General features: G+C 37.0%; 7 protein-coding genes. All 7 read left to right on the top strand.

Translation table 11 applies throughout. The features are described 5' to 3' along the window. The 7 genes from SP041_RS02540 to SP041_RS02510 all read left to right on the top strand — a co-directional run bounded on the left by SP041_RS02540 (position 1) and on the right by SP041_RS02510 (position 12,495). Complete coding sequence (locus SP041_RS02540) at positions 1-4,080, top strand: toxin VasX (RefSeq protein WP_137297362.1); 4,080 nt, start codon at positions 1-3, stop codon at positions 4,078-4,080. A 109-nt stretch (positions 4,081-4,189) separates the two neighbouring features. Further along, positions 4,190-4,942, top strand: coding sequence for a hypothetical protein (locus SP041_RS02535; RefSeq protein ID WP_137297361.1), 753 nt, complete (start codon positions 4,190-4,192; stop codon positions 4,940-4,942). Between the two features lie 85 nt (positions 4,943-5,027). Continuing rightward, positions 5,028-5,315, top strand: coding sequence for a PAAR domain-containing protein (locus SP041_RS02530; RefSeq protein WP_137297360.1), 288 nt, complete (start codon positions 5,028-5,030; stop codon positions 5,313-5,315). A 73-nt stretch (positions 5,316-5,388) separates the two neighbouring features. Continuing rightward, positions 5,389-6,480, top strand: coding sequence for a hypothetical protein (locus SP041_RS02525; RefSeq protein WP_137297359.1), 1,092 nt, complete (start codon positions 5,389-5,391; stop codon positions 6,478-6,480). Further along, positions 6,477-7,451: a hypothetical protein gene (locus tag SP041_RS02520; RefSeq protein WP_137297358.1), complete on the top strand. Its 975-nt coding sequence runs from the start codon at positions 6,477-6,479 to the stop codon at positions 7,449-7,451. Before SP041_RS02525 ends, SP041_RS02520 begins: the two co-directional genes overlap by 4 nt. 6 nt (positions 7,452-7,457) lie before the next feature. Beyond that, positions 7,458-12,032 (top strand): RHS repeat-associated core domain-containing protein, encoded by a 4,575-nt coding sequence (locus SP041_RS02515; protein ID WP_137297357.1) that lies wholly within the window; start codon positions 7,458-7,460, stop codon positions 12,030-12,032. Position 12,033: 1 nt separating this feature from the next. Then, positions 12,034-12,495: a hypothetical protein gene (locus SP041_RS02510; RefSeq protein WP_137297356.1), complete on the top strand. Its 462-nt coding sequence runs from the start codon at positions 12,034-12,036 to the stop codon at positions 12,493-12,495. Positions 12,496-12,990 lie beyond the last annotated feature (495 nt).

The following is a 12,990-nucleotide window of genomic DNA, read 5'->3' as shown; positions in this document are numbered from 1 at the left end:
ATGGATTTTTTTAATCTTAAAGGTGTTAATCAATCCGGAAATAGTTGTCGAGGCCTTATTCTATATAAAGGAGGACAGTATTATCTCGTTTATAAAGCAGAGCATAAACCGGATGACCCGTTTTTAGAACCTCCATTAAAAGATTTTAGGCCAAATAGTAGTACTGGAGATCAGTTTGTAGAAGGTTTAGATGATGGGACAATAGAAAGATTATATTCCTACGTTAATGACCACCCAACTTGTGTGTCACCAACTGATATGATGGACACTATTGCAGTATCATTAGAGATGAGTTCTTTGCTCGTGTCCCAAATTAGAGTTTTTAATAATCCTGCAGTAAAAAAATTACAGGAGGTTAAAAGCTCTGTCTTAGTGTTATCAAAGCAAATAACAGATGACGATATTCCTGATTTAGTACAGTTAATCCCCGTAAGATACGCATTAGATGAATTTCAATTGATGCTTAAAAAAGGTGATACAGAGCATTCATTAGTAAAAAATGAAGGAGAATGTAAAGATAAACATAACCTACCTACAAGTGGTAACTTCAATGGTGGCTATTTTAAAAAAGCATTATCAGAAAATAGTTACACTTTAAGACAATTAACGGATGGTTGGTTATACGTTTGGGATGAAGTTGGAGAAACAATGTATGAATATGAAGTTAAAGGTAGTCAGTTCATACGTTATATATTTGGCAGTAAAGTAGCTGAAAAAGCCAATGAAGATCGAGGAGAACCAACTTCTCCATTACCTTATATAGAGTTTCCTAAAAGCTCTGTACTACATTTAATGTTTTCACAAGTTCGCTGGAGTTGGCGATTACTTGAAGAGTTTAGAGGGAATACTAAATCAGGTAAAAAACGACGAGAGGTAGTAGGTGCACGTAAAGTTACTTGTTCAACACTTACCGGTTCTGATACTGGATTAGCTACCGAGGTTTTAGAATCTGTTGCTGATATTGGCGATAAAGATAAAGCTTTATTCCCTTTAGCTACACCCTCAGTTAAAACGCGTGTCGCAGGTGACGTATCCATCATTGGCCAACCAATTAAATCTACAGCAAGCTATTTAGACAAGCTTGCAGAAACTGAAACGGTAAGAGTCGTCGCATTAGATGATATTTGGTCTGATATCAATGATATGACATCTCAAATTAAATATTTAGAGTCACACCTTTATGAAACAACACTAGAAGGTGAAATGGAATGGAGGGCGACAGCTCAAGCGGTTATTGATTTTTGTAGCGGCACCGTAGATGATACTTTACTTCCTGAGCATATCCGTGGGAACGACGTATTAGTTCAAGAATTTAATAAAGATTTAACTAATTACTATTCAAACAAAAAGAATTACATATCCGGTAAGAAAAACTTTGAACTTTCACACGCAGACGAGAAAGATCAATTAGCTAACATAAAATTTATTACTGGTATTTTTGAAGCACAAGAACAGTTTTTCATGGAAAAATATCTTCGTTTACCAAATGGTGAAAAATATAGCAGTCAGCTAAGCAAAGAAAAAGAAGAAATGTTTGAAAGAAAGTTTTTCCGTGATCAAACTGCTTACGAAAAGTGGGCAAGTCAGAGCTCTCTAAACGCAAATGCAAGACGTTATGCAGACAGAAACAGGGCACAAAAAGAACTTGCGGAACACCTGCAGCATGATCAATTTTTAATTGACTTAATTGAACCCAGAGTTAATGAATTATACAACAGCCTCTTTGCCATTCCAGTCGATGGAATCGTAAAGTTTGGACTTGATACCACTATTGCTTTTGATCAATATCTAGCTACTCAATGCTTTAATAATTGTTTTGAGGTTGTCCTTCCACATTTAGATACAAAAAAAATGAGTCTACTTAAGAAGGAAATTTTCGCTCTTAATTATTCACCTGTTTGTATATTGTCTGTATTTTTAACAGGGTTTGAGCTGGAACTGAGAAGTGTTTTAAATGAACAATTAGAAACTCACCAAAAATTAATAGATGATGAAGCGTTAATACATAAAAATGAAATATCAAATAAAATAAAAGAGACAGATAAATCAACATCAGAAGTAAAACAAAGTCAATTCATAAAAGGTTCTGCTGATGTGTTATTAGTCACTAATGATGCAATGGAAGCAGCTGGGGAAGCCAAAAAACTTATTAATGATTGGCATTCTAAATTGACTAGTAGAGGTAGTCTTGTACATAAAGCATTACTTTCGGCTAATAAACAGTGGAAATCTCTTGGATTATCTTTATTACAAGGTATAGCCATTCAGACAGGATCCAGCACAGATATATTTGCCACTAAAAAATTATATTTACTCAATGCAATGATTGACTCGAAAGGATTAAATCAAAATAGTAAATTTTATAAACAAATGAATAGATGGCTCTCAAAAAGACAGGCAATAACTAATAATATTAATAAATATAAAAACTTAAAGCTAGAGGTTTTAGAAAACATAAAGGCATATGAGGCTCAAATGAAGAGTCATTGGACTGAAGTTTCTGAGGCTGCTCCGAGTAAAAAAGAACTTCATGAAAAAATAAAGGCTGAGGGTAAGAGATATCGACGCTTTAGCCTCAAAGTCAATGCTTTCCAAGATAAAAGAATGGCTCTGTTAGGTTTTCTTCCTGCGAGATATTTACCTAGTAAATCAGACAATAACGCTGCTGTTCAAGCAGCCACTCAAAAATTGATTACAAGTAAAATGGACGAAGCTTCTGTAAGAAAAATTGGAAAAGGCTTAACAGTCGGTTTCATTATACTAAATATTATTAATACAGAATATTTTTTAAGCTGTTTACCAGAAGAGTTAGAGTTATCTTTAACTAAAGATACTGATAGCGTACGCGCCACCTACGCAGGTATAAGCGCAGTGGCTTATTTAGGGCAAGCATTAAGTTTATTAATGGCTTCTTCAAGCAGTCAATTAGTTGATTTAGTGATGGACTCAAAGGTTTTTAACCCTAAGAATGAAACTTATTTCAATAAAATCAGGTTATCTGTGGGTGTAAACACTAGAGGAATACTTCAAATCTCCACAGCCGATGCTAAAGAATATTTTAACAATAAGAAGTTAACTACCTTGTTACAACGCACTAAAATATTTTATTCCGTCTTAGGTGTTTTTACCATCATCGCAACCATGACTGAGTTTGTGCCACTTTGGCATGATACATTTGGCGGGAGGAGTGAAAAGCTTAATAAACTTGAGAAAACACTTTCCGTTATTAAAATTTCAACACTTGCAGCATCTACTGTTAGTGGTATTTATTCGACGCTATTAGGTGTAGGTGCAATAGCTGGGTTTGCTTGGGCTGTGCCTGTATTTGCTGTGTTAGGTGCTGTTTATATAGTAAGTACGATTGCATTAGATTATTTTCGACGAAGTGATATTGAAATATGGCTCGACTATAGTCGCTACGGAGACAGCTCAAAAGGTTGGAGTGTCGACGAGGAATATCAGCAACTTTTATTTTTACTGTATGCTCCTAATGTTTTTGCTAGACCAACGTTTATTGAAGAAGAGGTGATAAATTTTAACACACCATCAATTTATAAACGTGTAACGGGATATTACCTCTTAATTAAGTTACCACAACTTGATTGTAGCGTCGAAGTCGCTCAAATATCCGATACGATGGGGTACCTTCCACACCAAAAAGTAAATGAACAATTGGAAGATATAGATGTAATTTGGTTAAGTAGCGCTGATTACAACACTCTGCTAGAACAAGGCCTACCTAATAAAAAGGATGCTAAATTTTTAGAAAATATAGAGAACAATTCGGCTAAACAACACCCCCAAGCATCGCTTATGGGATTATTACCTCTACCATTAGCCAAATATTCAACGAGTCTTGCAAAATTTAGGCTTAAAATTATCAATCCAGATAAAAATATGTGCTGGAGTTTTGATATCGATTTACCTGCAAGTTCGTTAGGTAAAAATATTGAATGTGGTTACAGCGGGAAAAACACTTCCTGGAACAAAGCTATCAACCCTATTAGGATATTACCTTCAGTTAGCGATATCATCGAAGAGAGTGATTCTACGTTTTTTTACGATGGATTATTAGCATAGATTATTAACATAATTTATTAGCATAGTTTAGTAACATAAGGCAATGTTTGTCATAAGTATGAACGCTACATTGCCTACGTAATTTTAGTGTGATTTTAAAAGGTATTAAATGAGTAAAATAATTAACCGCCCTGACTATATAAGCTATGATGATTTTTTAGCTTATGGTCAATGGACCCAAGAAGATGTTGATAAGTTAGAGTCAGAAGAGGCATTGGCACAATGGGAAGTTAAAAACGCTTTTATGTGGAAAACTGGGCCTTGGGCTTTTCATCTTAAAATATTAGCAGTCCCTATATTTATTATTCTTTGTACTGGTTTTAGCTTTATGACGTTAAGCTTTTCGATCTTTGCTTTTATGATGTTTGCCCCGATTTATTATATCTCTCGCAGTCAATATCATCATGTGGCATATAAATTAACTAAATCCGGTATTCTAAGCGATAATTTAAAAGTTTATCCTCGCTTTCGTTATGGTAGACAAGATCCGAGAAAATTTATGGCCTTTATGAGAGTCATTGCGGTTATTTTAGTGATTGTTGCTCTTGTCATTAACCCTTTATATCTTTTGGGTGCTGGCTCTGTATTGCTTTTAAGTTTCATGAAGCCCTGGGTCGATGACGGTGAAAAGGTACTGTATAGACCTTTTTATTGGCATGACGATAGAGCAGATGATGAGCGACATATAACTAAAGTCAATATTTGTAAAAAACGCCGGATTGTATATTTAAAAGCATACCACCCTGCTTTCACTTGCGCGTTATTCTGTACTAAAGAAAATTTTGAACAAATCATTCAAATTGTCATTGATAGGCTTCCTAGTGATGTTGAATATGTACAAGATGAACCTATTTTTCAATAATGATTTGGCTTTATTTTAATATAAGAAATTTGGCTATTTAAAATGCTTTATGAGCATAAATACATGAAGCAAGGAGTTGATAATAATGGGTAAACCAGCAGCAACTATTTCAAGTTATCACATGTGCCCCAACAAAACGGCTAAAAAGCCGCATGTCGGTGGGCCTATTGTCGCGGGGGCGGCTAATGTATTCATTGGTGGTTTACCAGTGGCATTAATTGGCGATAAATGTTTATGTGAAGGACCCCCTGATGCAATTGCTGCAGGCTCAGCCACTGTCACTGTTAATGGTAAAGGCATCGCGCGTTTAGGTGATGCCACTGTACATGGCGGTAAAATAATGGAAGGCAATCCAACCGTATTGGTGGGTTAAGCTAAATGATGACTACTGATACCTCCCAACATACCTCTATTTGTTGGACGCCTGTTGTTTGGATGTGCTTTCAATGAGCTTATTAACTGAATTGCTTGCGCAACGTGAGCAATATATTAACGCCGATTATGCATACAAAAGTAACGTTGATAAAAACCGATTACAGTTATTAGCCTGTGCGCGTTTGCTTGCTAAAAAAAATCATGCATTCTTTGCTGAGGCTCAACCAAAAACTGCATTGTTAGCACTGCAACAAGATAATTCATATTCCATTAATCAACTGTTTTTACTGTTGCAGTTGAATGCGACTATTCATAATAACGCAGGGCTAACTCTTGAGTGGTTATATCAATGTGAAACAAGCGAATTTCACCCATTGGCCTCTAAATTTGCATTGCTCATGAAAGTGGATGATCTACCCTTAAGTCTTGAACACTCTGAGTTAACACTTAATAATCAATTGCTTACTTGTTATTACCGACAACAGTGGCCAACACTTCATCGCTTTCAAATATCTAATAATAAAGTATCTTCGCTTACTCAGCTTTATATCGCTGTATTACAGGAAACGCTGCAAAATGAGAGTCAACTGACGACTGACTTTATTACTGATTTTATCAAATTAGATTATCTGAACAGCGAGTTATTTGAATTATATGTAGTGCGTTTGTCTGTTGAACAGATTGGAAAGGTCGTTGAGTTATTATCAGTTGATACTCAGCATACTAAATTAATCATAAAGGTGATGGCGTTGAGTGGTTATAGTCAATTTATTCCATTGTTAGCCCGTTATTTACAAGATAAAAACTATACAGAAGATGCGTATAAGAGTTTGAACATTTTATTAGGCGACCAATTAGCGTTGATTATCCCTGATAAAGTTGAATCTAATAGTAACCAATCTGAGCGTATTGAGGACTTAACCTATTATGGCGCTAAAATACTGCACCTTTATGAGTCATCGCTTATCAATTCACTTGGTTCCCGAATTTTAATGGGACAAAGTATCAGCGAACGTCACTTAGCGCATGTATTTCATTTTGGTAGCCAAGTACATCGCCGTGTTGCATCATTGCACTTTACTCATCAAGAACCACAAAGTAAAAATCAATTACTTCTACATAATAATGTTGAATATTATGCGCAACCTGAGGTGGTATTGTGAGTTTTGTTTTGTCTCATTCGGTATTAAAGCTTGGCATAACGCCAGACAGTGATAGTGCACTTGCTATTGACTTGCTACCGATTAGTTTACCTATTTACACTACCGAAAGTGGTTTGCAGATCCCTGCCGCTTTTGCTGAGCTGCAAAGCGATAACAAATTAGATCGCATTATTAAGCTACTCAAACCTGTTATCGAACAAATATTAGCTGAATCTAAGATCGATTTTAATATCACGCCCATATTTTGGTTATTACCTGAGCTCGCGATTGAAGATAACCAACAGTTAATTGAGTGGGCAGGTCAGTTAAAAACGCATTTCCCTGAATTATTTGGTCACGCAAAAACACAGTTTTTCCCCTTTGGCAGCAGTGCCATCGTGATGGCGCTTGGCGCAATGCAAACGATAATTGCGTCATCTGATGTCACTACAGTGTGCTTTATAGCGGTAGACAGTTACTTTCATGAACTTGATACTTTATTAGAAAGTAATGTATGTATTACACCTGAAACAGGAAGAGGAATAATGCCTTCTGAGGCTGTTGCTCTCACTTGCATTAGTCAATCTTCACAAGGTCTCAATATTGAATATGCTAAAAGCGATCGCGCTACCGTTTGGCAATTGAATAAATCGGTGGACGCATTATTTTATGATATTGCTAATTATTTAAAATCGAGCATGAATAATGGTGTTATTAATCAATTTTATACACCTTCAAATGGTTTAGATAATACTTCAGACGCTTGGATTGACGCGTACGGCCGGCTTTCAGGCCACATGTCACGAACAACACAATTAAAGCAAATTGGATTACTTTCTGGAGAAGTCGGCTGTGTCTCCGGTCTTTATCATTTTATGCACCTTTATCATGCTTATCAGCATGGCTATATCACTGGCAATACATTACAGCTCACAATCTCAGAAAGGTTGTACCAAGCAGTTAATTTGTATTCATGGACAGGCAAGGATTAAACATTAATGGCTCAAATGAATATATTTAATATCGTAGGCAATGGTCGCTATCTTTTAAACTTAAAAGGCAGCGCAGTTCCTAATGGTTATAGCGCTTTATCATTAACCAGTGATAGCGATATAAAAGCACTTGTCGAAAGCTTGGTTGCTCCTCTCTATGCATCACCTAGTTTACTGAGCTATGCAAAGTCATTGGTTAATATGCCTTACCCCGTTGAAATGAGGGTGTTGGGTGGGGCATTACAAAGTGCTATTAAACAAAAAAATATTACCGTGTTTAAAGAGATTGCAAAAGATAATACGCCTCAGTCAACTGATACTTGGAGCCAAATAGTTGGAGCCGCTATGGTGGCTGCTGCTGGTGTATCCAATGAAGGTAAAGAAACAGAAGAAAAAAAAGTTGAAGGTAATGCTGTCAGCAAAGAAACATCTGATGTACCAACAGAAGGGCATGCAACCTGTGGTGACCCAGTTTCCATGTTATCGGGTGAAGAGATTCTGTCTTTACAAGATGTTGAATTACCAGGTTTATTCCCATTAATTTGGCGACGTTTATACCGCTCTTCAAAAATAAAAGTAAATACAGGACTTGGTTACGGTTGGCGACATAGTTTTAGTTTGCAGTTAATTGATTGTTATCAAGCTCCCCCTAAAGTTGGACCAAAACAACCAGGCACCTATTGGTTTGAGCTGGTTGATGAAGAGGGAACGACCCATCACTTCAATAAAGTAAAAAGAGGACAAACCAGTTATCAGCCAAGTGCTGGCCTTGCATTACTGCATGATGGTGAGTTAAAACAAATATTAATTCGTCCTGATGGGAGCCATTGGTGTTTTACTAAAGAAGATGATGTGTGGCTACTAACCAGTATTAATAATGAGTTCGGGCATGGTCTCAGTCTTGTTTACGATCATAAAAAACGTTTAATTAGTATCATGATCACGCCTGAAAGAGGGGTGATGATACGCTACAACAGTGATAACAATATTACTAAAATAGTCCCTTATTTAATGGGGGCCGAAGGTAAGTTATCGGTTCAATCCAAGGTGTTAGCTAGCTATCAATATAATGATCAACAATCCTTAATTGCTGCTATTGATAACAACGGACTAGCTGAACAATATAAATACACCGCTTGCGCATTGTTAAAGCAACGTATTAGAGCTTCAGGCTTTAGCCATTACTTTGATTGGAATGGTGATGATGAACATGCAAAATGTTGCCGCCAATGGGGTGATGACGACACTTATGATTATCACTTTACGTTTGAAAGCAATAAAAGCACCAGTACTGATAGCCTAGGCAATACAGAGCAGTATTTTCATAATGAGCAAAAACTATTAACGTTATTCATTGATGCTAACGGCAATAAAACGGAGCATCAATACGATCACTTAGGCCGAAAAGTGAGTACTACTGATGCCATGGGACAAACGATGGCCTTTGGTTACAATCAAGCGGGACAACTCGTCCAACAGATTGCTGCCGATGATAGTATCACTCGATATATTTATAATGCCTTCGGTAAACGAATTGTTACTATTGATGCGCTTGGTCGCCAATTTAAACGCCACTTTAATGCAACGGGGCGTTTACTGAGTGAAACTGAACCTGACGGTCAAATCACCGAATATAAATATAATGACAAAGGGCATCTTAGTGAAAAAATAATGCCTGATGGTCAACGCACCTTATATCAGTGGAATGATAGCGGCGAATTATTGGCTGAGAAAACAGGCGAAGCTTTAACTCGTTACAGTTATGACAAACTGGGTCACCTCAATGCCATTTGTGATGCACAAGATTTAATTACAGAATACCAACGTAATGAACAAGGGCAAATCACGCAACAATTGTCTTACCCACAAGCAGAAGCAACAGCGGCTAAAACCTTCCCCGACAGTGCGGTTATTACGCGTTATGTTTACGACAATGCCGGTCGTTTAACAAGTATCGTGAGCCCAAATGGTGACAGTACCCATTATGGTTACGGTGGCCTTGCTCAACCCACTAAAAAAACCTTTGCTGATGGTAGTTGGTTAAACTATCAATACGATAAAGAGCGTAATTTAATCGGTATTGAACGCAGCGATGAAGCGACTTACAAAATTGAATACAGTCCCACTGAGAAACCGACTAAGCTCGTTGGGTTCGATGGAAGAGCACAAACTTATCAATATGATAATAACGATAAACTGATTGCAGTGAATGATGCTGACGAACGTATCATTCAGCTTAAACGTGATAGCTTAGGCAACATTGTAGACCAACATAGCTTTACCACGCATGGCAACAAACAACTCAATTTTAATAGCCACAATTTTTACCAATATGATGCTATCGGACGCATTACATTAGCGCATAACAGTGACCGCGTTGTGCAACAGCAATACCACCTTAATGGACAGGTGAGTCAAAGCAAGCAAGGTGATTGGATCCTTGATTATCAGTTCAATAATAAAGGGCAGCGTAGCCAATTAACCTTACCTGATGGTAAGCAGCTTGATTATCAATATAACGAGTTAGGGCAACTCAGCCATTTAAACGTACAAAGTGAGTCACAGGAAACTGCATTACTTGCATTAGAATACAGCGCAGTGGGCCAAATAACTCAACAAGCGCTAGGTAATGGCATAACACTTGAGCAACACTATGATGTACAGTCGCGATTAACACGACAGTCTTGGGTTGGTAAAAAGGGTTATCAGCAACAGCGCGATTATCAATACGATAAACAAAACCAGTTAATTAAATGTAATGAAAGTACACAGTCTGATGAAAGTGCGCAGTGCAATGAAAAAGCACAACACACTCAGAGTGAGCTGGATACTAACACTGAACAGAAAACCGCACCGCAAACCGTGCGTACGTTTACTTATAATAAATTAAGTCAGCTAGTCGGTAGTGTATGTGAATCCTCACAACCTTCAAAACAACAAACAGAACACTATAAATGGGATGCTTTTGGTAACCCAGAAGTGGATCAAACCGTTGCAAAAGCAGAGCGTGATACGCGCATAGAAAATGATCGCCTATTATGTTCCGCAGGTGTTGATTATCGCTATGACAAATCAGGCAACCAAATTAGCAGTATTGCTACTGGCCTGATTCAAAAACGTAGTTTTGATGGATTGAACCAACTACGTCAAATTAACAGTAATGATAAGCTCTACCAGTACCAATACGATGCACTAGGAAGACGTAGCGCTAAAATAACCGAGACAGGCCGTACTGATTTTATTTGGGATGGTAATCAACTTATTGGTGAAGTCAGTAACGGTGAATACACTTGGTATATCTACTTACCCAATAGTTTCTTACCTGTCGCTTTAATCAAAGGTAATGAGATCTATTATTACCACCTTGACCAATTAGGCACGCCAGTTTGTTTAACTGATAAAAACGAACAGATAGTTTGGAAAAACCAAGGTGACTTGTTTGGTGATGAAGCTAAAGCTAAAACAGAGCAAGATAGCCTTGAGCCAGAAAAGAAAAATAATATAGAAAACCCATTACGCTTTCAGGGTCAATACTTTGATAGCGAGTCAGGTTTACACTATAACCATTTTAGATATTACTGCCCGAAACAAGGACGATTTATCCATCAAGATCCAATTGGATTAGCAGGTGGGATAAATCATTACCAATATGCACCAAACCCAGTGAACTGGGTCGATCCTTTAGGGTTGTGCGCTAAAGAAGATGTTACTGCAGGTGATAGGTTATACGCATCGTTTGGATATATCGGAGGCGTCACTAAAAAAGCGGGTGATACTATTACGGGGGCAGTTGAATATTCAATTGCTAATCCTCAACAGGCTTTATATGCCGTAGATAGTGCAATAGGAAGTGCATTTGATGTGGTTGTTGATGCTGTTAATTACTTCCCAGATGCATTAATACTAACACCACTTGGCATAAGTATAGGTTCAGCGGGTGAAATGAACGCTCGGATTAATGGGGTAGCAGACGGAGTAAGTAGCGATTGGGCTCAACATAATGAATTATTATCAAATGCATGGGAAACTGCTGATGTAAATGAATTTGTTAAAGCAGGAGAGGTTGGTAGTGATTATGTTTTAGCCGGGGTTGGTGGTGTTGCTTCATTACCTGCTAGAAGTTTAAGTAAAACTATTTCGACTTTTGAAGGTGGATTATATCGCTCTGTGCCGCTAGGAAGAGACCCTCTTGAAATTCACCCCATTTTTAATGTCGAAAAGGCTGTTCACCGATACACAGGTGCTGGTCAAGGCGGATTATATTTGGGCTCATCTCAACGAATCGTAAATTCTGAGTTTATCGGAAATGGCTCTTCAATTGAAGGTTTAGTAAATAATTATTATGATGTGAAAATTGATGGGTTATTAGATTTAACAAATCCTTTAGTTCGGAATGAATTAGGCGTCTCGTTAGATGATTTAGTTAGAACAGGGGGGACCGTCGAGTGGAGGTATGAAGTCACTAATCCTCTTGGGATATATGCTGAAAAAAGTGGTTATAATGGTATTATTGCACCTGCAACTCAAGCTGATGGCGGTGTAAATGTGATCTTATTTAATCCAAACCTGGTAAAATATTGATATGAAAATAATAGATGGTGAAATCCGTAAGATAGAATCTAAACTAAACTCTAACATTTTTTTTGATTTTGAATTTGTTGGAGAATCAGATGAAGATACCTATGGACTGTTTTGTTTTGTTCAACGTAGTAATCCAAAAAATTTATTTATTATAGAAATGAATGACAAAGAATGTGAAATATCTAAAAATACACTACTTGTTGATGCTGTAAAAAAAAGAGCGGTTATTCAAACAGGAGTTACAGATCTAATTATTCTTAAGATACTTAGGTTTGAAGAAAAAAAAATTGATGTGAAAATGGGGTTTCAGGCTTTTCTAAAAGATTTTGCAAAGCCAATTGCTGTATATGAAGATATATTCGAACCGTTTGAAGAAGCTTTTCAGGTCAATGTTATTTCTGTTACTCAATTTAAAAATTTAGGAGGTAAGGTACATTTACTAGGTGATTTGACTTTTTCTTAATATTTCTCAATGGAGTGAAACTGGATATATAAGTAAGATCTGGACATATATGGACGCTCTCTCGTAGTCAAGACGAGTTAATACAGAACACGAAAATAGTTTCATATTCGTCAGACTTTATAACCTTAAATACTCCTCATTAACTCGCTTGCGATGACTGACTCAATGGGTTTATTGAATAAACCGTTCTGACATATATTCGAGCTATGGATTAAAACCATGCTCCTGATGAGTTGCGAACCAGAATACCAATGATAAAAAATACAACCAAGCGAACTATAAGTTCGTGTCCTTTGCTGGTTTCATTCTGGTTGGCGTGAGCCTTTTCTTTTCATCTTTAAACTACGGTTAGAAGAAGATCTGGACAGCCATCTATTTGAATAATTGCCATCGTTAAACTATCTTTTATAAATGCGTGTTTTTGCATTTAGGAGGTAGTTTATTATGACTCAATCTCGCCAATCACAAGTATCATTATCTGATACACCTTATTAC

It is taken from the genome of Psychromonas sp. SP041 (genome assembly GCF_000470315.2).
In the GTDB taxonomy this organism is placed as follows: Bacteria; Pseudomonadota; Gammaproteobacteria; order Enterobacterales; family Psychromonadaceae; genus Psychromonas.
Note: the sequence above shows the minus strand (reverse complement) of the source record. Positions and strands in the feature narration are given on the sequence as shown.

Bases quoted from the DNA above. Each gene is read 5' to 3' on its own strand.
- SP041_RS02540 (WP_137297362.1), top strand. From the start codon at position 1: ATGGATTTTTTTAATCTTAAAGGTGTTAATCAATCCGGAAATAGTTGT.
- SP041_RS02535 (WP_137297361.1), top strand. From the start codon at position 4,190: ATGAGTAAAATAATTAACCGCCCTGACTATATAAGCTATGATGATTTT.
- SP041_RS02530 (WP_137297360.1), top strand. From the start codon at position 5,028: ATGGGTAAACCAGCAGCAACTATTTCAAGTTATCACATGTGCCCCAAC.
- SP041_RS02525 (WP_137297359.1), top strand. From the start codon at position 5,389: ATGAGCTTATTAACTGAATTGCTTGCGCAACGTGAGCAATATATTAAC.
- SP041_RS02515 (WP_137297357.1), top strand. From the start codon at position 7,458: ATGGCTCAAATGAATATATTTAATATCGTAGGCAATGGTCGCTATCTT.
- SP041_RS02510 (WP_137297356.1), top strand. From the start codon at position 12,034: ATGAAAATAATAGATGGTGAAATCCGTAAGATAGAATCTAAACTAAAC.